The following is a 23,629-nucleotide window of genomic DNA, read 5'->3' as shown; positions in this document are numbered from 1 at the left end:
GTTACCATGGTCAGTTCGATGCACCGATAAACTGTTGAGTATGCCCATGACTGAAGAAGCCAGCCCCGTTACCCGTACGCCATTACATCGCCGCCAGATTGACGTTCAGGGTTACCTGCGCAGCGACGGTTTGTGGGAAGTAGAAGGCACCTTGCTGGACACCAAGGGCTATGAAGCTAACCTGCCGGACAGAGGTTGCCTGATTATTGGTGATGCGCTGCACGATATGACCCTGACTCTGGTGGTGGATGATCGGCTGGTGATTCGTGAGGTTCGTGCGGCTATGCGTGCGACTCCCTATCAGGATTGTCATGGAGCAGCCCCCCGTTATGATTTGCTGGTCGGGATGAAAATCCGCTCCGGCTGGATCAACGACGTCAAGGAAACCCTGGGCCGTCAGCACGCCTGCACCCATCTCACTGAACTGCTGCCAGTACTGGCGACCGCCGCATTCCAGACCCTGCAAGGCTACCGGCTGGAATTCCAGACGGGATTCGCTGATAGCCCGGCGAACCGTAAACGAATGGACAATACCTGTTATGGCTATCGTGACGGTGGGCGGGCTGACACCCTGGTGTGGAACACCGCTACGGATTAACCGGGCATCGGGTTTGGTGCGCACCGCGCACCATTCATTCAGCGAGCGGCCTTACCCACGATCGAGAATATCTGCATCCAATTCTGGTCGCTGGCTGTGGGACACTAAAGGATAGCGGGATAGCACAAACCCCCGGTGAATAATCACTCACGGGGGTTTAGAGAACAGCGGGCGGTTACTTACTTCAACACGCCTTTAAAAAAGGCTGTCAGACTGGAGTAATCATTCAGCGGCAGCACATCGGCAACGTACTGATCCGGCCGTACGATAACGATACAGCCCTGCTCCTTGTTGATGCCGCGCATGTCATAGATATTCTTGCCACCACCTGAGGATTCCGGACGGTTGTCGACGCAGAATACTTTTTCATAGTCGCGCAGGCCGAATTTGCCCTTGAGGGGCATCAGAATGTCTGGCAGCGCCGACACATTGACATCACGATGGTGCTGCTGGAATACAGCTCGCACATCGATCACGTCATCCAGAGGAGCGTTTTGTGGTGTGTGAGCTCTGATCGGAGATGCCGGGTCGTGTTGCAGAAATTCACACAGGGCTTTCACGCCACACTCGGCTGACAGGGGTTGCTGTTCGCCAGCAAAGGCAAAAACATACCATTTCCCCCGGGCTGTGATGCAATGGCCCAATTGCATTGGCCGTGCATCAGCCTGGCGTACCACAGGAGCTGAGTGGAAACGCATGCCCAGGGTTTGTCCCGTTGCCAGTTGCTGGTGTTCACCCGTGCCTACCAGTTTGGACGGGTTATAACGAATCGCTGTACCGGCGGTGAAACGCGCAAATTGTTCGAAGTATTTTTGGAAGTCCGCCGGGTCAATACCATCGGGGTTGGTAGGGGATTTTGGCTTGGTACTGAACATTTTCGACAGCTCACGATCGAAATCGATCAGCTGTTTGGCGATAACCTGACGCTCGGCAGAGTAGCTTTTTAACAGCTCGGCATCGGCCTTGCCATTCAGAACGTGGGCCATTTTCCAGCCCAGGTTCCAAGTATCCATCACCGACGTATTCAGACCCTGTCCTGCTTTCGGGCTGTGGGTGTGACAGGCATCTCCGGCGAGGAAAACATGGGCCGGACGACCTTCGGCTGAATCGTCAAAGGCGGTGGTCAAGCGCTGTCCGATTTCATACACGCTCCACCAGACAACTTCTTTCACATCTAGGGTGAACGGCTGCATGATGCGTTTGGCGGCAGCGATCAGATAGTCTTTGGTTATCTTGTCGCGGGCAATACGCTCGTTCTCTGCCAGTTTATCCAGCTCGATATAGAGGCGAACCATGTAACCCCCTTCACGAGGGATAATCAGCATATTGCCTTCGTTACTGGAGTGAATGACACTCTTCACCCGAATATCCGGGTAGTCGGTCACCATCAGTATGTCCATTACCCCCCACGCCTGGTTGAGGGCGTCGCCGACCAGTTCATGGCCGATCTCCTTGCGCACAGTGGAACGAGCGCCATCACAACCAACAACATATTTTGCCTTGACGACTTCCGTTGTCTGAATGTTAACGGAGTAGTTGAGTGCGCGTTCGAAGGTCAGGGTAACCGGGTATTCAGTGGCATTTTCATCCACTTCTATATTTAACAGCTTACGAGAGTAATAAGGTTCGACTTTGCCGGGGCTGCGCAGCATGACGTCGAGAAACTGATCGTGCACCCGTGCCTGGTTAATAATGACGTGTGGCATCTCGGACAGATCATCTTCAACGTCCTGAATTTTGCTACTGAGAGCAATTTCATCTGGTTTGTTGGCATCCGGTTTCCAGAAAGCCACTTCGTGCACCTGGTAGGCTTCCTGCAGAATTTGTTCGGCAAAACCATACGCCTGGAACATTTCGATAGTGCGACAGGCAATACCATCGGCCTGGCCAACCAATAAGCGGTCGTCTTTCAGATCGACGATAGCAGTCTTGATATTCCCGAACTGTGATAGCTGCGCCGCCAGATTCAGCCCGGCAGGGCCACAGCCGACAATCATGACATCGACACACTCTGGTAACGGACGCTTGATTGGCGGTGGCACAACCGCATCCTGAGGGTCGGAAAAACGAGGGTCGCCTGGGTTATAACCGTTAAGATGAAATTGCATCGTAGTGTTCCTGTCGCTGTTGTTGTTTTTCTGTATTGTTCTGGATCACTTTACTTGGCTTTATATATCAGCAAAAATTGGTTTTTAATTTAAGATGTAAAGAATTTGCATATATGAATCCTAACTTGTTGAAACAACTGGCAATGGTCGTCAAACAAGGGTCGATCAGTGCTGCCGCCGAACAGCTGTTTATTACCCAACCGACTCTGACTCGCGCTTTGCAGCAGCTGGAAATGCGTGTGGGTGCGCCGGTATTAAAGCGTACCCGCTATGGTGTGACACCAACAGAAATTGGCGTCCGACTGGCCCTGGTGGGTGAACGAATTTTGGCGGAAACCGAGCAGGGCGATGAAGTGATCCGGCAGTGGCACTCGGGCTACGATAACCAGTTCACCATCGGCATCGACCCGTTATGGGAATACGCTACCGTGGCCGAGATGACGTCCGGGTTTTTGAAGCAGAGTCGTTATGTCTTTCATTGCCGGGTGGGTTCTGCTGCTACTCAGATCGAATGGATGCAAAACGGTGAGCTGGACTTTCTCCTGGCTCCGGCTCATCTGTCGGTGGTGCATGCATCCGGGCGCAAGGGATCACTGGAGCGGGAAGTGGTATTCCGCGATCGCTCCGGCGTTTTTGTGGGTAAACAATCGACCTTACTGGGTCGGCAACAGCCGGTAACCCCGCAAGAACTGCAACAGCACCGCTGGTTGATTGCTGGTGCCAGCGCCGGTTTTTTGTCTGGTGTGGAAGACCCGGCCGCCCAGCAAGCCGTTCGTATCGCTTTTACCGGCGGTATCCGCTCAGTCATTCACCTGCTGGATACCTCCGATATGGTAGTACGGCTGCCCGCCCGACTGGCACTGATGACCGCTGAAATTGATCCGCAACAAATGATTCAGGTCGAAGGTCAGATCAGCGCCCGCCGCGATATTGCATTGTGGTGGCGAGCGGAAGACAGTGAACGGCCAGACAGTCAGAAAGTACGTGAGTTTATTCGGGCTTGGGTAATGGGGTTGGATAAAACGGTGGGAGAGTTCGAGCTGGGGTTGTGATAGTACTTTTTGGCTGTGCAAGATCGTTAACAACGGAACGGGCGGACGGGTTGGCGTGGACGGGATAGTGTAGAGAGTTCGGCTACTACGCTGGAGTCAGCCATAACTGAAGAAGCCAGCCCCGTTACCCGTACGCCATTACATCGCCGCCAGATTGATGTTCAGGGTTACCTGCGCAGCGACGGTTTATGGGAAGTAGAAGGCACCTTGCTGGACACCAAGGGCTATGAAGCTAACCTGCCGGACAGAGGTTGCCTGATTATTGGTGATGCGCTGCACGATATGACCCTGACTCTGGTGGTGGATGATCGGCTGGTGATTCGTGAGGTTCGTGCGGCTATGCGTGCGACTCCCTATCAGGATTGTCATGGAGCAGCCCCCCGTTATGATTTGTTGGTCGGGATGAAAATCCGCTCCGGCTGGATCAACGACGTCAAGGAAACCCTGGGCCGTCAGCACGCCTGCACCCATCTCACTGAACTGCTGCCAGTACTGGCGACCGCCGCATTCCAGACCCTGCAAGGCTACCGGCTGGAATTCCAGACGGGATTCGCTGATAGCCCGGCGAACCGTAAACGAATGGCCAATACCTGTTATGGCTATCGTGACGGTGGGCGGGCTGACACCCTGGTGTGGAACACCGCTACGGATTAACCGGGCACCAAACCCACGAAGCAAGTTGAGAGGTTAATTTGAGTCAAATCAGCGAGTTTCTATACCTGGCCCCGACAATACGATATTCGAGAAGTGTCATCTTCCTTTAGGGAACATCTATTTAATCCTGCACGGCTCTGCGCGAGTGTTGCTGGTGATCAGGGCAAGGCGGCGAATGCCGCGAAATGACGAGTTCTTTTCAAGTTCGCCAACACCGCACTGGACGGCGGCAACCCGCGCCCTCCGGGGGCTGCCGGATGATTCCGACTCGGTGTCGCCGGTTGTTGACGTGACCCGTCAGGCCTGCAAACCGGCTTCGTGATTCAAAACCATCCGCAAGCCCAGAGCGGGCACCGGATTAAATAGATGCCCCCTTTACTCTTCTCTCCAGCGCTGAATCAGAAGAAGGCCTGAAGGCCCTAAATCTAATCAATACATCAGGAAGCTAAATGGCATTCAGAACGGGTACTGAATGCCGTTCGCCATGCTGCTGATCCATTTGCGTGCGGTGAATTCATCGAGATTGGCGGGGCCGCCAAAACGGCCGCTGTTGCCGGAGCTTTTCATACCGCCAAACGGCACCTGATACTCGTTATTGACGGTCTGGTCGTTGATATGAACCATTCCGGCGTGAATGGCCTGAGCCATGGCGTTGGCGCGTACCGGGTTACTGCTGTGAATGGCAGCCGAGAGGCCGTAGTCGGTGTTGTTGGCCAGGGCAATGGCGTCGGCGTCACTATCAAAACCAATCACCGGAGCCACCGGGCCGAAGATTTCTTCCTTGTAAATGGGCATGTCCGGGGTGACGTTACGGATCACGGTGGCGCTGATAAAACGGCCATTACGTGTGCCGCCACAGACGATTTCTGCCCCCATCGCAACCGATTCTTCTATCAGACGCATAACGCGGTCGGCCTGACGGTCGTTGATCAGTGGCCCCAGGTGGGCCTGTTCGGTAAAGGGGTTGCCAGTCACCAGATTGCGTGCGCGTTGTGCCAGGGTTTCAACATAGGCATCCAGTACATGGTTGCTGACGATATGGCGGCCCGATTGCATGCAGATTTGCCCCTGATGCAGGAATGAACCCCAGGCACCGCAGGAGGCGGCGCTGACGAGGTCGGCGTCGTCACAGACGATGTAGGCGTTGTTGCCTCCCAGTTCCAGTGACGATTTTTTCAGCGTGCGGCCGCAGTGTTCGCCAATAGTTCTGCCAACGGCGGTGGAGCCGGTGAAGGCGATCATGTTAACGGACGGGTGTTCGACCAGTTGCTGGCCTCTATCGCCACCGCCCAGTACCAGCTCGCAGACGCCATCGGGAAGACCGGCCGTTTGCAACAATTCTGCAATCAGCACACCGCCGCAGACCGAGCTGTGCAGGTCGGGTTTCAGCACCACGCTGTTGCCTAACGCCAGTGCGGGCAGCACCGAGCGTAACGACAGCAGCAGCGGAAAGTTCCACGGCGAGATCACGCCAACCACACCCACTGGCACACGAATCCAGCGGTTGTCACGGCCGGGTATGCTGGATGGGAAAATCTCGCCACTGGGTTGCAGGGTGAGGTCGGCACTCATATAGGCCTGATCGATACAGGCTTTCAGTTCCCATTGTGACTTGGGCAAAATCGAGCCGCATTCGCGGGCGTTCCAGGCATGAATCAGGTCGGCGTTGTGTTCCAGCTGTTGGGCGAAGCGGCGTATAACGGCGGCGCGGGTTGCAAAACTGGTGGCTGCCCAGCTTGCCTGGGCATTGTGGGCGCGGGTAATGGCGGCATTGGTATCGTCTTGGCTCGACAGTTTGATGCTGCCAAGGCTGGCACCGGTTGCCACTTCTGTGAGGGGATAGTGTGCGCCGTTAAAGGCGGTTTGTTGGTTGGTTGTTGCACCGATATAAAACTGGCAGTCGGCATTTTGAATGGCATTCAGTTGGCTCATAACAGGCTCCGGGAGCATTTCCTTGCTCGTTCAGTTGGTGGAAATTATGAAAAATGACGCTTGATGATGTTGTCGGCGATCAGCGACGACAGCGCGTACACGGTTTCCGACGGGTTATAACCAATGGAGGTCGGCAGCAGGCTGGCGTCAGACACATAGAGGTTTTTGATGTCGTGAGTTTCACCGCTGGGGCTGACCACCGAGGTTTTGGGGTCGGCTCCCATACGACAGGTGCCTTGCGGATGGAATGAGGTGTAACGGTAGCGCGAGGCTTCGTTATTCAGGCCGTCGATGACGCGGTCGATCTGGCCCTCGTTTTCAATCAGAGTGCGGTTGGAGGTGGGCAGGTACAGGTAGCTGGCTCCGGCGGCAAAAAGGATGCGGGCGTTTTGTTTCAGCCCCTGCTTCATATGCTCAAAGTCACTATCATCGACACGGTAGATAATCTGTTTGGCACCGTTTACCAGTTTTACTTCGCCGACGTTTTTATCGTGAATCAGCGTAATCAACCGCATGCTGTTGGGGTACTTTTCCATATAGGAAACATAGGGCTTGCCCGTACCTGGTTCGGCCTGAAAACTGGCTTCTACCGGCTCCTGTACGGCGTTGAGCTGCAGGAATCCGCCTTCTTCCGGCAGGATATTGGTATCGACATAAACCGAGTGAGTGGCACCGTGGAAGTCATCAATCGGCTTGTCGAACATGGCAGTTACTGACATGGTCGGGTGGCAAGCGAAGTTCTTGCCTACCTGGCCACTGCTGTTGGCCAGCCCCGACTGCTGCAGAATAATGGGGGTCTGAATGGGCCCGGCCGCCAGCACGACCAGCGTTGCTGAAATATTGACGGTGGTTTTGACCTTGCCGGTTTTGGGGTCAACGACTTCGGCCAGAACACCCGTTACCTTACCGTTATCCGCGACAATCCGTGAGGCGCGGGTGTCGGCGTAGATCTCGGCTCCGTGATTGCAGGCCCAGGGCAAATAGGTGACCAGCATGGATTGTTTGCGATCGGTCTTGCAGCCGGAGAAACAGAAGCCGGTCATGGCGCAGTCACGGATATTGCGTTTGGCAATACCGGCGGGAATATTCAGTTTTTGCATGCCTTTTTTGATCAGCTCGGCACCGGAGCTGGTTTCGTAGGCGGCGTTGGGGGTGATGTGCAGATTGGCTTCGACCTTGTCAAAGTAACCCTTCATACGCTCTGGTGTCAGGTCGGTGAGGCCAAACTGTTCACGCCAGATTTTCAGATAATAATCCGGGGTACGGAAACACAAGGCTGCGTTGACGACGGTTGAACCCCCAACGCAGCGGCCCTGCAGGATCGAGATGTCCTGATCGGTGTTGGTCTGGCCGCCTTCATCGGCGTACAGGGTGCCCATAGCCACCGCCAGCATTTCCTTGAACTGGCTGGACGGCACGTAAGGGCCAGCTTCCAGCACCAGCACTTTTTTGCCTTTTTTGGCCAGCTCATAGGCGTTGATGGCACCACCGGCACCAGAGCCAATAATCAATACATCGGCTTTCAGATTCAATTCACCGCTGGCAATATCGGCGGCGGTGTGAATATTCAGGGTATTCGCCTGGTTTGTCATAGTGTTCACCTTTCCATTAAGCGCGATATTAACCACGGGGTTCCGGGGTATTCCCCAATGATTTCAGACCGGCTCGATCACTGATCGGGCCGTCATACCCCAGCGGTGCCCAGCTGTTGGGGATGGCCCAATAGGCCAGCACGGTGAGTTTTTTCAGGCCCATGGCCAGTGCCCGTTGTGGTTCGGTGTTGCCATCGGTCCAGGCATCGACAAAGCGGGTGGCGTCGGTGTCGCTCAGTGCTACAAATGGTTTGCCATATTCGGCTTTGGCGCTGTCATTGAAGTAGCCAATACCACCGCGCAAACCGGCACGAATATCGGCCGCCATACCTGCCAGCAAGGCGCTTTCCAGCACATCCAGCACCGGCAAGGTCGCCGGATCAACCAGTGTGCTGCCTTTGGTGGGTAATGAGATATTCAGCATTTTCTGCAACAGCTGGCGCTCCAGAGCGCTCATTTTGTTATCAGCGGTTAAAATTCCTGCCACGCTGCTGGTGGCCGACAAACTCGCGGCGGCCACGGCAATACTGCTGGCCGCTTGCAGAAAACGGCGACGATTCAGAGAAAGGTTATTCATAAGCGGTTCCTCAGAAAATTTTCAGCAAACGCAGATTCAAGCGGCTGTCTTCCTGAAAGCCTGACTCGGTATGTTGATCCTGGCTGTACTGCAGCAGAATCTGTTTATCCGGCGCAAAGAAATGTGCTACACCCAGCTGCCAGCGCGTGTTGTTGAGGGCGTCGTCCTGTTTGGTATCGGCGACGGTGGTTTCACCTCCGAAATCCTGAAACCACGACAGAGCCAGACGGGTCTGGTCTGACAGGTGATAGCTAAAATGAGTCTGGTAGCCGTATTGGGCGGCCTGTTTGCGGGTAAAACCGAGGAAGTCGTCGTTGTTGCCGAACAGTGTGTATTCCGCAATGACATCCAGGCTCATTGTGTCGGTCAGTGGTGTGACATAGGCCGCCTGAGTGATCAGCTTGTAACGGTTTTCACCGACATTCACCGGGCCCTGATCCGCGTCGTAATCGCCCAGTGGCAACGACAGCAGGGCGGTTAAGCCCACAGACTTGTGTGTGTTCGGATTGTTCATCACCCACAGGGTGCCGCCGACAATCGGGTCGCCGACACCACTGGCCGACATTGCAGGCAAGCCATTCAGTGGTTTGCCCAGATCGACCTTGCCGAAGGGCAAAATCACCTGTGGATCGGCAATCATGCCGCCAATTTCCATAAAATGAACCCAGCGCAACAGACCGATATCGGTGGTTAACTCGGCCTCGATCGGTGCTTTTTTGCCATCGGCATACACCGATGTACGGCTGGCATGCTGGAGATATAACAACCCCAGATCCACTCCAGCTGGAGCCGGGCTGTAGTCTCCAGGGTCGGTAGCCACCTGGGCGGCAGAAACGGTGTTGGAAACGCTGGTGGCTAAAACACACAATGCAGAGGTGGCCACGGCGGCACGCAGCATAGATTTGGTCATGAATGTACCCTTGTTGTTATATTTTTTATCACTGGTCAAAATTATTGAGCAAGTGTCGGGCCATAAAATAAATACTATTAAAAACAATGGGTTATTTGATGCTAGTGGTAGGAGTGTTGCAGGTTGCAACAGTGGAGTTGGAGTTGTCTGGCAGGCAGTGTTGCAGAATGCTGCAGTGACTCACTGGCGTATCCGGTTTGCCAGGGTGTGCACCCGGCACCGATCATTTGATGCCGGTTTTGTAGGAGAGGATTTATCCCCGATATCCGTCAATGCGTTTTACCCGTGTCACACCTTCCCCAGTTTGCGATAAATCGTTGAGCGCGCTACGCCCAGGTGGTTGGCGGCTTTGCTGACGTTGCCGTCATACATCCGTAAGGTCTCTTCGATCAGGCGAATATTTTCGCCGTTAAGACTGTGCTCCGGTTGCGAGAGACTGTGTGCCAAGTGTTGCGTTGGGCTGCCGAGCGGTTGGTATTCGGTGGCGTATTGATTGGTCAGTTCCGTTGGTTGAGCGTGTGCGTAACCGGTAGTCAGTTCTTCGGGCAAGTCGGCGAGAGTGAGCGGTGCTGCGGATTCGGCCAGTGCGTCGGCATAAATCAGCGCGTGTTTGAGCTGGCGTACGTTGCCAGGCCAGGGGAATTGCACAATGAAACGCTGCAGCTCTGGCGTCAGGCTACGGCCAGCGGGATGAACGATCAATCGACTGTCTTGCTGATTGGGCTGGCGGAGGTCGGCGAGCAACGTGTTTGCCAATGCCAGCACGTTTTGTCGTTCGCGCAGCGGTAGCAAGGTGAGCTTGAAGCCATTGATGCGGTAGTAGAGGTCGAGACGGAAGGTGCCGCTTTCGATCTGTTGTGGCAAGTTCTGGTGGGTGGCGCAAATCAGCTGGAAGTTGAGCGCTTGTGCTGGGCCGCCGCCAAGCGGGGCAACTTCGCGGGTTTCCAGTGCACGCAGCAAGCGGGTTTGCAGAGCGGCTGGCATATCGCCTATTTCATCCAGAAACAGAGTGCCGCCATTGGCTTCGCGCAGTTTGCCGAGTTGGCCGCGCTTGTTGGCACCGGTAAAGGCACCGGGTTGATAACCAAACAGTTCGCTTTCGATCAGATTTTCCGGGATAGCGGCACAATTCAGCGATACCAGTGGGCCGTCGGCGGCAGCGCTGTTGTTGTGCAGGTAAGTGGCTGCCACTTCCTTGCCGGTGCCGGACTCTCCTTGCAGCAGAATCGGCAGGCGTGTGATGACCCGGCAGGCTTTGGTGAGATTCTCGTTGATGCGGGTGTCTCCAAAAAGGGTGCTTGCCGTCTGTTTGTCTGCCTGGACTGATCCGGGTGGGTGCCGGATGCGCGCGCTGTTGATGGTGGTGCTGTGGATAGTGGCTGGAATCTGTGCAAACAGGGTGATGCCGTTGTGTAGTCGCAGCGGCAGGTTGCCTTGCTGCAGGCGGCTCAAATCTGCTGAGGCGTTATCGAACAGATGTTCGAAATGCAGCCTGCGGTCGTCTTGCAACTGCAATCCCAGCATCTGACAGGCCAGCCGGTTAGCGCCGGTTATATAACCGGCGGGGTTAACCGCCAGTACCATGGCGTCGCCGCCTGACCCTGCGTTGGGTGTGGAACTCAGGACGATAGGCAGGCTGTCGGGAAGCTGCCGGATCATGTCGGTCTGGATCTGGCGGGCGCATTGCTGCAACAGCAGAAAGACACCTTCGTTTCTGTCCGGGTTGGCACTGGTGATATCCAGCACACCGCAGACCTTGCCCCGTGGGTCAAATATCGGCGTGGCAGCGCAGTGAAACTGGCGGTGATATTCGTTGTAGTGTTCAAAGCCGTAGACGCGGGTGAAACGCTGGTCAGTCAGGGCACACGACATGGCGGAGGTGCCGATAGCGGCTTCGCTCAGCAGGGTGCCGACTTTAAAGGCACTGTCGATACGGACGTCCTGTAGCTGGCTGGAACGCACCGAGCGTATGGCAATGTTCTGGCTGTCGGTGAGTAATATCGACCATCCGGCTCGTGAGATAGCCTGTTGCAGCCATTGCACGTGGGGTTCGGCGGCTTGCAGCAGAGGTGTATTGCGGTCGAGTACCCGGTCGAGGGCGCGGCCATCAAGGAGGTTGTAGTCGGCTTTACCCATCATATCCAGCCCCATGGAGGCACAGCGTTGCCAGGACTGGAAAATATGGCGGTCGAGGGCGTTGTCGGCGACGGATCGGCCTTCCTGAAAGTGTCGGCGCAGGTCGATAAGGTTACTCATTTCTGCTGAAGCCTTTGTTGTTATTTATGTTGGCTATGGTGATCACTTTTTATGATCTTACCAATGATCATCACTCGATGATCTGGCGGTGTTATTGGCTGGCATGGGTATGTATGAGCCTGCCTCCGCTTGTCTGTCGGAGGCTTGTCCGCGACTGGATTCTCAAGCTAACTCCTGCGAATGGGCTGCCGTCAAGTCTTTATAGGAACCATCTATTTAATTCTGTAAACCGGCTTCGTGATTCAAAACCATCCGTAAGCCCAGAGCGGGCACCGGATTATGATTATATAGATGGCCTCTTTAGCTTGCCTGACTCGAGGGCGTTGCAGTATGCGGATACAAATTGGCGTGATATGGATAGTGGCGGAGTATCTTGCCCGGCTAGCCTGCGTTTACGCCACTTTCTTTGATAAATACAACAACACAAATAACTATGGCGTTTACCGGGTACTGTTATGAAAAAACCACACCTTATTGTGCCAGAAGGCATGGAATTTATTCGTGATGACATCGGCTATGCTCCGGCGGTACTGGCCGGTAATACGCTTTATATCTCGGGTCAGATCGGCCGCGATGATCAACGTCAGCTGGTGGTCGATAAAGAAGCCCAGTTTGTTATGGTGTTCGAGAATATGAAGCGAGTGTTAGAAGCAGCGGGTGGATCGTTCGAGAATCTGGTTGAGATGACCAGTTTCCACACCGATATGCGTGATTTGCCGTTGTTTATGCAGGTGCGCGATCGTTATTTGCAGGGTGTCTACGTCGCCTGGACGGCAATCGGGGCTGCTTCCTTGTGTGGTGCGCCGGGCTATTTTCTGGAAGTGAAAGGCATCGCTCAACTCAACTGATTCGATCGCAGGAGCCTGACAGATGATCAAAGACGTCTCTGCATCCACGCTGATTGCGGGGTTGATGGCTGTACTGGTGTCGTATTCCGGGCCACTGGCGATTGTGTTTCAGGCGGCCGACAGTGCCAATATCTCTCATGAGATGATGACTTCCTGGGTGTGGGCAATTTCCATCGGTGCCGGGGTGACCAGTATTGGCCTCAGCGCCTGGCTGCGGGTGCCGGTGGTTACGGCCTGGTCGGCACCAGGAACCGCCTTGCTGGTTACCCTGTTTCCCGAATTGTCTCTGAATGAGGCGATTGGTGCTTATATGACAGCGGCGGTAATGCTGTTTTTTATTGGCATCAGTGGTTTGTTTGATCGGGTGGTGCATCTGATTCCCCGTGGGGTGGCAGGTGCCATGATGGCGGGTATTCTGTTTGATTTTGGCCTTGGGGCATTCCGCACTCTGGAGTCGACTCCGGTGGTGGCAACGATCATGGTGTTGGCGTTTGTGGTGTTCAAGTTTTTCAGCCGGGGCTACTTTTTGGTGTTGCTGGTGGGACTCGGGTTTGCCCTGTCGTTCACGGTGCTGCATGCGGATCTCAGCCAGCTGCGTTGGGAGTTGGCAACGCCGACGGTGATTATACCTGAGTGGAGTATTGGCTCGACGTTGAGCCTGGCGTTGCCACTGGTGATTGTCAGCCTGACGGGGCAGTTTCTGCCCGGCTTTGCGATTCTGAAAACCGCCGGTTATCAGGTCTCTACCCGCCCGGTGATTACGGCGCTGTCGTTGATGTCGATTCCCACGGCCCTGTTTGGTGGTATCACCACGGTGGTGGCGGCCATTACTGCGTCGATCTGTACCAGCCCGGATGCGCACCCGGAACCGGACAAGCGTTATATCGCCGGTATTGCTAATGGTGTGTTTTATCTGGTAGGTGGTTTGTTTGCGGGTAGCATTGTGCTGTTTTTCACCAGCTTTCCGACCGAGATGATCGCCATTATTGCTGGACTGGCCTTGCTCGGTGCTATCAGTAACAGCCTGAATGTGGCATTGGAAGAAAAAGGGCATCTGGATGCTTCGCTGGTGGCGTTTATGACCACCGCTTCTGGCATCAGTATTTATGGTATTGGCTCGGCGTTTTGGGGGGTGGTACTGGGCACTGCCGTATTTGTACTCACCAATCTGCTGCGTCGCAAGACACGCTGAGCAGCCTTGGCTACGAGTGTGCAGGGTATGCGAGTGTGCAGGGTATGGCTATGAGTGTGCAGCGGCTGGCTAGCGTGGTGTTACCCGATCGTTTTGAATGGACAGTAACTGATAACAACAATAAGAAAAAAGGACACTATGCTGATTTCCTCATTGCGGAGAATGGCTGCGCTTATTGCTAGCGGCCTGTTATTGCTTAACGGCGTTGTTGCTGTTGCTGCCGAGCCGATCAAACTCGGCTTCCTGTATCCCTATACTGGCCCTTATAAAGAAATGGGCATTGCGGAAGCGCGTGCTGCCTTGTTGGCAGTGGAAGAAATTAACGCAGCGGGCGGGGTACTGGGGCGACCGTTAGAATTACTGCTGGAAAATACTGCGTCGAAGCCGGACAAAGCCGTCGCCGCTGTGAAATCGGTTGCCAATCAGGGGGCGTCCATGGTCTTTGGTGGTGTTTCCAGTGCGGTAGCGATTACTGCAGGCAAGGAAGCGGCAAAGCAAGGCCTGCTGTTTTTCAGTGCCCATTCCTACGCCAATGCGACCACCGGGGCAGAAGGGCACCGTTATATCTTTCGGGAGTCTTACAACGCCTGGATGAGCAGCAAGGCGCTGTCGTTTTATCTTAACCAGAGCCTGGCGGGTAAACGATTGGTGTATGTGACGGTGGACTATTCCTGGGGGCATTCGACCGAAGCCTCCATGCGCAGCTTCACCAACACCGACGACAACCATGTGAACCCCGGTTATCTGGTGCCATTTCCTCGGCCCAAGCATAGTGAGATCAAGGCTGCTCTGGACGCTGCCCAGCAGTCCGGTGCAGAAGTGATGGTACTCACGATGGCGGGGGATGATCTGGCGGTGGCGATGCAGTTGGTGCACACCATGGAACTGAAAAAAACCATGACGATTATTGTGCCGGGACTGACTCTGGACACCGTTCGGGTAACTGGTGTTGGCTTGTTGGAAGGCGTCGTTAGTACGGTGCCTTGGTGTTGGCGGCTGCCGTACCAGTATGGATTTGAGAAGGGCATCCATTTTGTCGATGCCTTTACCGAGCGCTACGAGAATTACCCCTCCAGCTCCGCTGCCTCGACTTACAGTATTGTTTACCAGTTCAAGGACGCTGTTGAACGGGCGCGCAGCCTGAATAGCGAGCGCCTGATCGAGGCATTGGAAGATCACACCTACATCGGCCTCAAAGATCAGCAAACCTGGCGCGGATTTGATCACCAGAATGTGCAGTCGGTACATGTGGTCAAAGTCAAAACCCGTAACGATGCGATGAAAGACCGTTTTTATCAGGACTACTTTGACATCCTGCTGAGCTTGCCTGGCAATATGGCAGCTCAAACACAGCAGGAATGGACGGCTGCCAGACAAGCCGCCGGTAAGCCGCAGCAGTTGCAGTAAGTGTGATCGCTCGACAATTTGTTGACACTTGTTTGGGCCTTCGGGCCCTTTTTTGTGGCTGTTGTTTGGTGTGCTAATTTTTGTGCGTATGTGAAATTGATCCCGATATACGGGATTTTTTACTTTGAGTGGGGGGACGAGAAGACCAAGCGGTTTACGTTATTTGATGACAAATAAAGTGGTTTGACTCAGGTTTGATCGGCCCTCCAATGACTATATCGACGTGATAGAATCATTCACTACTTACTTGGCAATCAGATTGTTATTCATGAAAATTCGTCATTTGAAACTGGATCACTTCCGCCGCTTCGATTCCTTCGAAATCGACTTCCATGAACAGCTTACGGTATTGGTCGCCCGTAATGGCGCGGGTAAAACCAGTATTCTGGATGCTCTGGCGATCGCTCTAGGACCATTTCTGACCCGCTTGCCTAATGTCAGTGGTAAAAACCCGAAAGACTCTGACTTTCAGGTTTATCCCAATAAACTCAAACCTCCATTTATGAGGATTCAGTGTCAGTCATTTAACGAGCTGCGCTGGGACAGAACTGAAAAACGCGACCAAACCAAAAAAACAGCCAGCCACATACCAGAAGCTCTGGGTATAAAACAATTGACCGATTACGCCGACTCCATGGTGGATGCGTTTAACGACAACAGCGCCTTTGCCTTGCCTTTGTTCGCCTACTATGGAACAGGCCGAGGTGTCTTTGATGTTCCACAGCGAAAACGAGGATTTGGCAAAGAGTTTCCTCGTTTTGAGGCATTGTCGGAGTCACTGGAAAGCCGAACCAATTTCAAACGATTTGTTGAATATTTTTACGCACTTGAAGATATCGAATTGAAGAGTCAGCGGGATGCAAAATCTTTCGAGCTGGAAATACCGGAGTTAAAGGCCATTCGTGAAGCCATTCACCGTATGTTGCCTGAGTTCAGTAACCCCAGAGGAGCCGAACCGGCAGGAATAGCAGTCGACTGGAATTGTGATGGCACCCTGAAAGAGTTACGCATTGAGCAACTCAGTGACGGTTACCGCATCACGCTGGCGATGGTGATGGATATTGCAGCTCGAATGGCGGAAGCAAATCCAGACATTGAACGTTCAGGGCTGAATAACTCTCTGGATACCGAAGGCGTAATCTTGATCGACGAAGTGGATCTACATCTTCACCCTGGTTGGCAGCAAACCATTTTGCTCGATTTGCAGCGCACCTTCCCCAACATCCAGTTTATCGTTACGACCCATAGCCCTCAGGTGATTTCCTCGGTCAAGCCAGAGTGTCTACGGGTAATCGAGTGGCATGATGAGCAGCCAAGCCTGCACTTGGTCGAATTTTCTGAAGGTGCAGAGTCGCAGAGAATGCTGTTGGATGTACTGGGTGTAGAGTCCTCTCGCGTTGAGCAACTGGATATTGTGCAAAAACTCAAACGCTATCAACAGCTGGTTTTTCAGGATCAATGGGATTCTGACGAGGCACAACAACTGCACAGAGAATTACGTGATTGGGGACAGGAGTACGAGCCAGAGTTACTGCGGCTGGATATGGATGTTCGCATGAAAGAATGGGAGCGTACGCACGAATGAAAAAGGTGCTCAAAGGAATCGAGCCTCCGTTGCTGGCCCGATATAGACACAAGAATCCAACAGGCTCGTGGGATATGTTCAAAAATAGCAGAGCTCGTCGCCAACAGTTGAAACAACAAATAATAGCTGATCAAAGTGGACTCTGTGTCTATTGTGAGATCGACTTGAAAGAGCAGGATAGTCATGGCAACGCCGACTACCGTGTTGAACACTATCACCCCAAGTCAGATATGACAGCAGGGCACAATTGGGCACTGGACTGGCAAAATTTGTTGGGCTGTTGTCATGGTGGCAGCAGGCCTGACGTTACTGATGCCGCACATCGCTATACCAGCCCTGATTGCTCATGTGATATTCCAAAGGGAAGTCAAAATCTGGATTCTGTCATTCTGAATCCGCATCAAATGCCGGCTTTTCCACCAATCTTTGCATTTGACCGAACAACCGGCGAGCCAAGCGTTGATAAGGTAAATTGCTCGATTGCCGGTATTGATCCTATCAAAGCACAAGCCACAATCAGAGAACTCAGGCTGGATGCAAAGCGCCTGAATAGTCTGCGTCAGACAGTGCTGAACAAGCTGAATGCCGATGTAAGGAATTTACTTCAACGGAATTCAGAATTATCTGTCGGAGAAGCTCTCGATCGATTAGCGGCAACCTATTTGCAGAAAAATAGTAAACACCATTGGCCCCCTTTCTTCTCCGCTATTCGAAGTTACCTGGGTTCCTCGGCCGAAAAGCACCTTCGCTCTATGGACTATAACGGCTGATATCAATTCGCAAGCGCCGCCTTCTCATACAACCTATCCAGCAGGCTCCTAGCCCATCGGCGTAGCGTCACAAAAGTCCCGTATTTATTTCAAACCGTTCACTTAACGCCTGGATAGGATCTTTACTCAAGCTGTGTTCGCTATTTAAGGCCCGTGACACCATGGATTTGGAGCCAATTGCTGGTAGGTCTGCAGTTCCAGCGTTTGCTGGTCGTGTTGGTCATCAATAGCGGTGGTCATCCGGGATGCGCCTTTATGCCGTTATCGTGCATTAAACAGAGGGTGTCGTTTACTTTCCAGCACGGTAAATCATGCGCGGTACTGGTAGCCCTGAATGACAGTTGTTACCTCTGCAAGCCAGTTTATCCGCTCTGTGCAAGGAGGGGATAGAGGGCTGCACAAATTGGCTATTTGCCTGAGGTGTGGCGGCTTTAAATGGTCGTACAACTCAATAATAAGAACTCAGGCAGAATTATGAATCACTATAAATCCCTCCTCACCGCCGGTGCGGTGTTGCTTTCTTCCGTGTTGTCTAGCGCTTCTGCAGTGGCCAAGGATGAGCCGATCCGTGTCGGTATCATGTTGCCGTTCAGTGGTGTGTACGCTGCGCTGGGAGATGCCGGTCGTAATGGTTTGAAGATGGCGCTGGAACAAAACGCCGACAAACTGCATGGCCGTACCATTGAATATATTGAGATGGATACCGAGGCCAGGCCTGATCGCGCGCCGGAAATCGCAACGTCGCTGATGAGTCAGAAAGACGCGGACTTTATTGTTGGCCCGGTGCATTCCGGGGTGGCGATGGGGATGCTGAAAGTGCTGCGTAATAAAAAGCCGATTGTGATTATTCCTAATGCTGGTGCCAATGCAGCGACGGGCCCTTGGTGTGCGCCGAATGTGTTCCGCACCTCATTTTCTGCCTGGCAGCCGTCGTATCCGATGGGCCAGGTGGCACTCGACCGGGGTTACAAGAAGGTAGTGACCATGAGCTGGAACTACGGTTTTGGCAAGGAGAGCCTGGCGGCGTTTGAAGAGTCGTTTACCAAGGGCGGCGGCAAGGTGCTGAAGCAGATTATGGTGCCGTTTCCGAAAACCGAGTTTCAGTCGTATATCACTGAAATTGCCTCGCTGAAGCCGGATGCGGTGTTTGTGTTTTTTGCTGGTGGTGGCGCGGTGAAGTTCGTCAAGGACTACGATGCCATGGGTCTGAGCGGCAAGATTCCGCTGTTGGGTTCCGGTTTCCTGACCGAAGGCACGTTGGCCGCTCAGGGTGATGCTGCTGAAGGGATTGTCACGGGTTTGCATTATGCCGACGAGCTGGATAATCCGGCGAACCACGCTTTCCGTGCCGCGTACAAAGCCGAGTTTGGCAAAGACGCTGATCTGTACGGCGTGCAGGGTTTTGATACCGGTTTGCTGATCGCCCAGGCGGTTGACCAGTTGAACGGCAATATCAGTGACCGTGATGCCCTGATCCGGGTCATGGAAGCGGCAGTGATTCCCAGTCCCCGTGGCGAGTTCCACTTCTCCAAAGCCCACAACCCGATCCAGACCATTTATCTCCGTACGGTTGAGAATGGCGTTAACAAGGTGTCCGGTATTGCCGCCAAGGCATTGGAAGACCCGGCTCGCGGTTGCAAGCAGTAACTGATCATCCTCCGCTGGTTGTACCGCTCGGGTGTTGCGAGGTGAGTGCAGCTGGTGGAGTTTCTGAATGACTCTTCAAGGCGATCGCTTTTATGGATTTCGCAATATTTCTTGTGCAGCTGCTGAATGGTGTGCAGTACGGTTTGCTGCTGTTTCTGATTGCATCAGGGTTGACGCTGGTGTTCGGGGTGATGGGAATTCTCAACCTGGCTCACGGCTCGATGTATATGGTCGGGGCTTACCTGGCCTGGTATTTCACCCAGCATACCGACAGCTTTTTGCTGGGTGCATTGTTGTCAGCGGCGGTTGCACTGGCGCTGGGTGTCGTCATTGAAAAGACACTGATCTGCCGTCTGTACAAACGTAACCACCTTGATCAGGTGTTGCTGACCATCGGTATGATTTTTGTGTTTAACGCACTGCAGAGTCTGCTCTGGGGAAATGACTCTCTCGGGGTGGATGTGCCCGAGTTGCTGAGTGGTTCGATCCGGCTCACCGAACTGGTGGAGTATCCCGTCTATCGACTGTTCGTTGCTGTGCTTTGTCTGGTGCTGGCGGCTGCCCTGTATCTGGTGATCAACCGCACCCGGCTGGGGATGTTGATCCGTGCCGGTGAATCCAACCGCGAGATGGTCGAGTGTCTGGGCGTGGATATCAACCGTCTCTATACCATCGTCTTTGGTGCCGGGGTGATGCTGGCGGCGCTGGCCGGGGTGATTTCCGCACCTATTGCATCGATTGTGCCTGGTATGGGCGAGCACGTGCTGATTACCTGTTTTGTGGTGGTGGTGATTGGTGGCATGGGGTCGATCAAGGGAGCCTTTGTGGCGGCGCTGATGGTGGGCATTGTCGATACCTTTGCGTCGGTGCTGTTCCCCGGCGTGGCGTCAATGGTGGTTTATATCCTGATGGCGGTGATTCTGCTGATCAAGCCGCAAGGCCTGTTTTCCAACTAAGGGCGGTATTTCGCGATGTTTTTTACCAACAAGACCGAACAGCTGTTCGTCTGGCTGTTCTTTCCGCTGGCGTTGCTGCTGCCATTATTTCTGGAGCAGAACGTCTTCTATGTCAACAAGCTGACCACGGTACTGATTTTCGCCATCTTTGTGATGTCGCTGGATTATCTGGTGGGCCGCTGCGGCATGATCACCCTGGGCCATTCGATGTTTTATGGCCTGGGCGGTTATCTGTTTTTTATGATTGCGCCGGAATACGAGGCCGTGAACTTCTGGGTGTATACCTTTTATATCTGTGTGCTGGCAGCGGCTATTGCACTGGTGGTCGGGGTGATTGTGCTGCGTACCAGCGGTATCTATATGATTATGATTACACTGGCGATTGCCCAGATGTGCTTCTACTTTTTCTCTGACTCCATCCATTTTGGCGGTAACGACGGTCTGTTTATTCTGGTGAAACCGGATACCAGCCTGTTCGGCCTGGCATTTTTTGACCTTGATGATCCAATTCATTTTTACTACTTCTGTTTGCTGTCGTTATTCAACTGCATGGCATTCTGGAAGCTGGTGCTGGCATCGCGCTTCGGTCGCATTATGGATGCGGTAAAAAACAATCCCGATCGCACCACGGCGCTGGGTTACAACGTGTTTCTGTTTCGGCTGATCAGCTACGTGATGGCGTCGGCGCTGGCATCGTACGCAGGCTATTTGTTTGCGCTGCAGTACGGATACGTCAATCCGTCGATGATGTCCTGGCAAACTTCCGGGTCGGCGTTGGTGATGTCGATTCTGGGTGGGATGGGCAGTATTTACGGTGCGATTCTGGGAACGGCAGTGTACGAAGGCTTACATTATATTTTTGAGCATATGACCGAGCACTGGCTGTTGCCGATGGGCTTGATGATTATCGCTATGGTAATGGCGTTTAAGTCCGGTATTGCCGGCTTTATCGAGAACCTGGTGGAGCGTCGTAAATGAGTCAGGATATCGTGCTGCAAACCGAAGGTTTGTGTAAATACTGGGGCGGCTTGAAAGCGCTCGACAATATGAATCTGGCTTTTCATGACAAGTCATTACACGGCATTGTTGGCCCCAACGGTGCGGGCAAGAGCACCTTGCTGAACATGCTCTGCGGTGCCTATAAGCCTACCAGTGGTCGAATTCTGCATCAGGGTGATGCCATTGAGGATATTCGTGGCTATGAATTTGTCCGTCGGGGCATTGGCCGTGGCTTCCAGAAAACCAATATCTATCCACAGGCGACCTGCCTGGAAAACTGCTGCGTGGCGGCCCAGCGTCGTACCGGTGGCAGTTTCAATATCTTTGCCATGCGCAATCGCGACAAGCTGCTGATCGAGATGGCAGACGAAGCGCTGCTCCGGGTCGGCCTGGGTCACCGTCGTGATACCGTCGCGGCGCAAATCAGTTACGGCGAGCAGCGGCAGCTGGAAATCGCCATGGTGCTGGCCACTGCGCCATCGGTATTACTGCTGGATGAACCGATGGCAGGGATGGGTCATGAAGAATCCCGGCTGATTATCGAGCTGCTACAAACCCTGAAAACAGACTACTGCATTGTACTGGTAGAACACGATATGGATGCCGTCTTCGAGCTGTCGGATCAGCTGACCGTGATGGTGAACGGCCAGCATCTGGTGACCGGCACGGTCGAGGAAGTCCGCAATGATGTGCGGGTAAAAGAGGCATATCTGGGCCAGGGCGACGAGGTAATCTGATGACACAACTACTGACTGTTCGTGGCTTGCACACCTTTTACGGTGAAAGCCACATTTTACACGGCGTCGATTTTACCCTCGAAGCCGGGCAGGCGATGAGCCTGATGGGACGTAATGGCATGGGCAAAACCACCACACTGAAATCTGTGCTCGGGCTGGTCACTCCTCGCGGTGGCGAGGTGCTGTTTAATGGCTCCGACCTGAGTACACTGCCGACCTGGAAGCGCATGCGCCAGGGCATTGCCTATGTGCCAGAAGGCCGTGGTATGTTCCATAACCTGAGCGTGAAAGAGCATTTGCAGTTGGCTGCCCGGCCAGGCACCAATGGTCAGCAGGAATGGCATTACGACCGGGTACTGGAAACCTTTCCCCGGCTGGCCGAACGCCTGACCAACCTGGGCACCCAGTTGTCTGGTGGTGAGCAACAAATGCTGGCGATCGGACGGGCGTTACTGACCAACCCGGACTTGTTGATTCTGGACGAGGCCACCGAGGGATTGGCACCGTTGATTCGTAAGGAGATCTGGGAGGTGATTGCTCATATCAAAGACAGCGGCATGTCTACGCTGATCGTTGACAAAAACATCCAGGTCTTGAAAAACTTGTGTGATCGGCACGTTGTACTGGTGAAGGGGCAGGTGGTCTTTGACGGTGATACGGCAGAGTTACTGAGTGATCTGGAAACGGTGGAAACCCATCTGAGTGTTTAAATTAAATGTGAGTGGCGGGGTGCAGCAAGCGCAGCATCCCGCTCTCACAGATAGGTCTCGCAAGTAAATTGGCGAGTAATTTGAAAATGGTCAAGGGCTGTTGGTGCGTTGGATAAAAGACAGCAGGTCTAACGCGCCTTTAAGGTCACCGACGGCAGCTCACCAAAAGTGTCCTTGTACTCGGAAGAAAAACGCCCCAAGTGCGTTACCGAATAATCCATGGCCGCTTCGGTAACGTTCCGAATCGCCCGGTTGCTTTTCAGCTCGCGATGGATAGCGAGCAGCTTGGCCTGTTTGATGTAACGTTTGGGAGTGGTCGACAAGCCATTGGCAAACAGGGAATACAGCTTGCGCACACTGATACCCGCAACGGCCGATAACTCTTCGACGGTCAGGTTTTCCTTGATATTAGTATCAATGTAGCCTAACACCCGTTGTATGGTTTTATCTTCTGGGGTGGTGGGGGGCATCACATCCATCAGGTTACTTTGAAAAGTGTTCAGCAGCTTCTGCACCAGCAGGTCGCGGTAGCTGGAGGAAATACCATTCAGACTGAGCTCGGATTCTTCGCTGGCTTCATAAAACACCGCTTCAATACAGGATAAAAAAGATTGCGACTGGCGAATATCCCGTACTTTACGTTCAAACAGAATGCCACTTTTGGGCAGCCGCCCGGCAAATTCGACACAAGTGTTATTAATAACTTCTCGAGGGATTTTAACGATCAGCTTTTCACAATCATCGCTGTAAAGAAGATCGATTTTTTCACCCGGATTCATCATCAGCGCCTGACCGCTGGTTAATACCATATCGGTATCGGAAAAGCGCCACTGACATTCACCGCGCATAACAATCTGAAAGTGATAAATATCTTCAAGGTCAGGACAGGCCACGCGAACCTTGTTGCCATAACAGATACGCGACAGTGACAGGTCGGAAAACTGGCACAACGACAGTTGCGAACGCGAGATTTCTGGTCCCATCAGCTCCAGACGATGACGCCCCACATGTTTGTTGACATGGTTGGATACCTCATCCGGTGTGGTGTTGATACAGACGGCTGAATTATTGAGTACGCTGTGTAACATGCGAATTCTCT

At 53.5% G+C, this 23,629-nt stretch carries 21 protein-coding genes; 14 read left to right on the top strand and 7 right to left on the bottom strand.

Annotated elements, in window-relative coordinates:
* The first annotated feature begins 46 nt into the window (after positions 1 to 46).
* On the top strand, positions 47 to 598 hold the full coding sequence (locus WG929_RS04380) for a DUF2889 domain-containing protein (protein ID WP_369856581.1): 552 nt from the start codon (positions 47 to 49) through the stop codon (positions 596 to 598).
* A gap of 179 nt (positions 599 to 777) precedes the next feature.
* Here WG929_RS04380 and WG929_RS04375 read toward each other — a convergent pair whose 3' ends face one another.
* A complete protein-coding gene (locus WG929_RS04375; protein WP_369856582.1) occupies positions 778 to 2,706 on the bottom strand; it encodes an FAD-dependent monooxygenase in 1,929 nt (642 codons plus the stop codon).
* A gap of 113 nt (positions 2,707 to 2,819) precedes the next feature.
* Here WG929_RS04375 and WG929_RS04370 point away from each other — a divergent pair, with 113 nt between their 5' ends.
* The 3 genes from WG929_RS04370 (at position 2,820) to WG929_RS04360 (ending at position 4,734) form a co-directional block, all read left to right on the top strand.
* The gene (locus WG929_RS04370; protein ID WP_416205045.1) at positions 2,820 to 3,758 is read left to right on the top strand and encodes a LysR family transcriptional regulator; all 939 of its coding nucleotides are present in this window, start codon (positions 2,820 to 2,822) and stop codon (positions 3,756 to 3,758) included.
* Between the two features lie 90 nt (positions 3,759 to 3,848).
* Complete coding sequence (locus WG929_RS04365) at positions 3,849 to 4,412, top strand: DUF2889 domain-containing protein (RefSeq protein WP_416205151.1); 564 nt, start codon at positions 3,849 to 3,851, stop codon at positions 4,410 to 4,412.
* 175 nt (positions 4,413 to 4,587) lie between these two features.
* Complete coding sequence (locus WG929_RS04360; RefSeq protein WP_369856585.1) at positions 4,588 to 4,734, top strand: hypothetical protein; 147 nt, start codon at positions 4,588 to 4,590, stop codon at positions 4,732 to 4,734.
* A 134-nt stretch (positions 4,735 to 4,868) separates the two neighbouring features.
* Here WG929_RS04360 and WG929_RS04355 read toward each other — a convergent pair whose 3' ends face one another.
* From WG929_RS04355 to WG929_RS04335, 5 genes are all read right to left on the bottom strand, one after another.
* Positions 4,869 to 6,344, bottom strand: a complete 1,476-nt coding sequence (locus WG929_RS04355) for an aldehyde dehydrogenase family protein (RefSeq protein ID WP_416205044.1) — start codon at positions 6,342 to 6,344, stop codon at positions 4,869 to 4,871.
* A gap of 44 nt (positions 6,345 to 6,388) precedes the next feature.
* Positions 6,389 to 7,936, bottom strand: a complete 1,548-nt coding sequence (locus WG929_RS04350) for a GMC family oxidoreductase (RefSeq protein WP_369856587.1) — start codon at positions 7,934 to 7,936, stop codon at positions 6,389 to 6,391.
* Positions 7,937 to 7,964: 28 nt separating this feature from the next.
* Positions 7,965 to 8,513 carry a gluconate 2-dehydrogenase subunit 3 family protein gene (locus WG929_RS04345; RefSeq protein ID WP_369856588.1) on the bottom strand — a complete coding sequence of 183 codons (549 nt, stop codon included), beginning with the start codon at positions 8,511 to 8,513 and terminating at the stop codon, positions 7,965 to 7,967.
* Positions 8,514 to 8,523: 10 nt separating this feature from the next.
* Positions 8,524 to 9,423 carry a transporter gene (locus WG929_RS04340; protein WP_416205043.1) on the bottom strand — a complete coding sequence of 300 codons (900 nt, stop codon included), beginning with the start codon at positions 9,421 to 9,423 and terminating at the stop codon, positions 8,524 to 8,526.
* A gap of 288 nt (positions 9,424 to 9,711) precedes the next feature.
* The gene (locus WG929_RS04335) at positions 9,712 to 11,679 is read right to left on the bottom strand and encodes a sigma-54-dependent Fis family transcriptional regulator (RefSeq protein WP_416205042.1); all 1,968 of its coding nucleotides are present in this window, start codon (positions 11,677 to 11,679) and stop codon (positions 9,712 to 9,714) included.
* Positions 11,680 to 12,134: 455 nt separating this feature from the next.
* Between WG929_RS04335 and WG929_RS04330 the strand changes: the two genes are divergently transcribed.
* The 10 genes from WG929_RS04330 (at position 12,135) to WG929_RS04285 (ending at position 22,530) form a co-directional block, all read left to right on the top strand.
* Positions 12,135 to 12,527 carry a RidA family protein gene (locus WG929_RS04330; protein WP_369856591.1) on the top strand — a complete coding sequence of 131 codons (393 nt, stop codon included), beginning with the start codon at positions 12,135 to 12,137 and terminating at the stop codon, positions 12,525 to 12,527.
* A 22-nt stretch (positions 12,528 to 12,549) separates the two neighbouring features.
* Positions 12,550 to 13,719 (top strand): benzoate/H(+) symporter BenE family transporter, encoded by a 1,170-nt coding sequence (locus tag WG929_RS04325; protein ID WP_416205041.1) that lies wholly within the window; start codon positions 12,550 to 12,552, stop codon positions 13,717 to 13,719.
* A 162-nt stretch (positions 13,720 to 13,881) separates the two neighbouring features.
* On the top strand, positions 13,882 to 15,126 hold the full coding sequence (locus WG929_RS04320) for an ABC transporter substrate-binding protein (protein WP_369856593.1): 1,245 nt from the start codon (positions 13,882 to 13,884) through the stop codon (positions 15,124 to 15,126).
* Positions 15,127 to 15,394: 268 nt separating this feature from the next.
* Positions 15,395 to 16,711 (top strand): AAA family ATPase, encoded by a 1,317-nt coding sequence (locus WG929_RS04315; protein ID WP_416205040.1) that lies wholly within the window; start codon positions 15,395 to 15,397, stop codon positions 16,709 to 16,711.
* A complete protein-coding gene (locus WG929_RS04310) occupies positions 16,708 to 17,481 on the top strand; it encodes a retron system putative HNH endonuclease (protein ID WP_416205039.1) in 774 nt (257 codons plus the stop codon). Before WG929_RS04315 ends, WG929_RS04310 begins: the two co-directional genes overlap by 4 nt.
* Positions 17,482 to 17,955: 474 nt before the next feature.
* Positions 17,956 to 19,128 carry an ABC transporter substrate-binding protein gene (locus WG929_RS04305; RefSeq protein WP_369856596.1) on the top strand — a complete coding sequence of 391 codons (1,173 nt, stop codon included), beginning with the start codon at positions 17,956 to 17,958 and terminating at the stop codon, positions 19,126 to 19,128.
* Between the two features lie 92 nt (positions 19,129 to 19,220).
* Positions 19,221 to 20,084, top strand: a complete 864-nt coding sequence (locus WG929_RS04300; RefSeq protein ID WP_416205038.1) for a branched-chain amino acid ABC transporter permease — start codon at positions 19,221 to 19,223, stop codon at positions 20,082 to 20,084.
* Positions 20,085 to 20,099: 15 nt separating this feature from the next.
* Positions 20,100 to 21,062: a branched-chain amino acid ABC transporter permease gene (locus WG929_RS04295; protein ID WP_416205037.1), complete on the top strand. Its 963-nt coding sequence runs from the start codon at positions 20,100 to 20,102 to the stop codon at positions 21,060 to 21,062.
* Positions 21,059 to 21,820, top strand: a complete 762-nt coding sequence (locus WG929_RS04290) for an ABC transporter ATP-binding protein (RefSeq protein ID WP_416205036.1) — start codon at positions 21,059 to 21,061, stop codon at positions 21,818 to 21,820. The genes WG929_RS04295 and WG929_RS04290 overlap by 4 nt, the downstream gene beginning before the upstream one ends.
* On the top strand, positions 21,820 to 22,530 hold the full coding sequence (locus WG929_RS04285; RefSeq protein WP_369856600.1) for an ABC transporter ATP-binding protein: 711 nt from the start codon (positions 21,820 to 21,822) through the stop codon (positions 22,528 to 22,530). Before WG929_RS04290 ends, WG929_RS04285 begins: the two co-directional genes overlap by 1 nt.
* 128 nt (positions 22,531 to 22,658) lie before the next feature.
* Here WG929_RS04285 and WG929_RS04280 read toward each other — a convergent pair whose 3' ends face one another.
* Positions 22,659 to 23,618, bottom strand: a complete 960-nt coding sequence (locus tag WG929_RS04280) for an AraC family transcriptional regulator (RefSeq protein WP_416205035.1) — start codon at positions 23,616 to 23,618, stop codon at positions 22,659 to 22,661.
* Between the last annotated feature and the right edge of the window lie 11 nt (positions 23,619 to 23,629).

Source organism: Oceanobacter antarcticus, from assembly GCF_044962685.1.
GTDB classification, from domain to species: domain Bacteria; phylum Pseudomonadota; class Gammaproteobacteria; order Pseudomonadales; family Oceanobacteraceae; genus Oceanobacter; species Oceanobacter antarcticus.
The sequence above is the reverse complement of the archived record's forward strand: the minus strand, read 5'-3'. Positions and strand labels throughout refer to the sequence as shown.